This is a genomic window from Saccharospirillaceae bacterium (assembly GCA_022448365.1).
Taxonomy (GTDB): Bacteria; Pseudomonadota; Gammaproteobacteria; order Pseudomonadales; family Oceanobacteraceae; genus Bacterioplanoides.
The window spans coordinates 1-1,879 of record JAKVCS010000035.1; the positions used below are offsets into that span (position 1 = coordinate 1).

A 1,879-nucleotide genomic window follows, 5' to 3' on the forward strand; every position below is an offset into this window, starting at 1 on the left:
AACCAGGACCATAACCAGGACCATAACCAGGACCATAACCAGGACCATAACCAGGACCATAACCAGGACCATAACCAGGACCATAACCACTTGAAATGATAGTAATATCACCGTCAACATTAATATCTTGAGCGGCCACAATATCAACCAGCGTGGCCGCAGTGTTGTTACCGGTGTTAGTAACACTGCCATATGAAGAGGTTATATAGATCGCACCCGAATTTGAGGTCTGCGAGCTAGACAACGATATTGTTCCATTAGTTGCACTCGTAGAGATGGAAAGATTACTATCACTAATCAGGGTGGTTGGTGCACCAGCCGTCATGCCATTGGTGGAAATATTCCCATTGATAGAGTTTATCGATAGAGTTGTTGTAGCGCTTATATTCCTTCCAAGATTTACGTTACCATCGGCGCTGATACTAACGCTCCCAAGGGATGCCAAAGTGTTATCAACTGACGTGCCCATTGGGATTTCGTTGATGGCTACGTCACCGCCAGCAGTTGTCGTTATCAATATATTAGATGATGAGCCGAGCTGGTCATTGATCGTTACACCGCCACTACCTGCTGTTAGGGTAACGTTGTTCGCGTACACATCTTGATTTAGGGTAATGGCACCGCCAGCATTAAGCGTAAAGTCCCCATTACCCATATAAACTGAACCCAAGGAACTACCTGATATAGAACCTATCTCGAAATTGATATTGCCGCCGGCGTTAAAATCGAAACTAATATCATTAGAGAAAGCCCCGACCGTTGAAAAATCAACGTTCGCATCGAAAGTAATATTGTTGTCCGCATTTAGCGTAAGAGTTCCTGAGTAGCTATAACCGTTTGAATTCGCCGGATCAAGTAAATACCCAGAGTTTGACACAAAATCAATATTTCCTTGGTCAGATCCGGTCATTCCAGAATTAGTTGTAGAAACCGTAACGTCTCCGTTTCTTAGCCCATTCAATATATTACTTATCTCAATTTCTACCGGGCCAGTTGGGTTCGCAATGGCCTCGAAATTGGTATTTGTATATGTCACGGACTGATTTACTCCACTCAGTCCCATATAAACGTAATCAGTTATGAGAATATCGTGAGGATCTATTAACCACTCTCCACCCGAACCATTTGTGGCTCCCACGTCTGGAGTACCACTCACCGTGAGCCCTGCTAGCCCTGAGGTCTCAATAAAACCGCCATCACCAGACTCAGCTCCGCCTCTCGCGCTCAAGTTACCACTAACGATTGAATTATTTTCAGAGAAGACGATGATTTCTCCGCCATCTCCGCTTTCACCACCATTCGCTAAGACCGACGTTCCCTCGGCAATCAGAGTGATATCGGCGTTTCTGACCGACGCATCTTGTCCTTGTAAACCACCGCCAATCTTGATATCCCCCGCTTCGTTAGCAGACGCATCTACATTGGCGTTATCAACTACGGCAATACGATCTGCTTCGATAGTGATGTCTCCAGCACTCTCTCCACTTGAATCACTGCTGCTAAGATTAGCACCAACAAGCACATCTCCACCCTCGCCGGCATCGATAGTGATTGTACCGCCTCCGGTAAATATGTCCGCGGCCACAACAATCTGTTGGTTACCGTCGATAATAAAGGCATCAATCTGACGTTCATCGTCACTGTCTTCGTCATCAGTCTCAGCAAGTTGATCGTTTGAATTATCGGGATCGGCGCTTTCTTCGCCTGCAATCTGCTCGGTCTGGTCGGTGTTTTGAGCATCGTAGTCTGAAGATTCAGCTGTTGTATCAGCTGTTGTATCGGCTGTTGTATCGGCTGTTGTATCGGCTGTTGTATCGGCTGTTGTATCGGCTGTTGTATCGGCTGTTGTTTCAGCTGTTGTATCAGCTGTTGTATCAGC

The 1,879-nt window shown here is 46.1% G+C and carries 1 protein-coding gene; it reads right to left on the bottom strand.

Annotated features, from left to right (window positions below; genetic code table 11):
* A partial coding sequence (locus MK185_17825) for a hypothetical protein (GenBank protein MCH2042489.1) occupies positions 1–1,879 on the bottom strand: 1,879 nt, incomplete at both ends.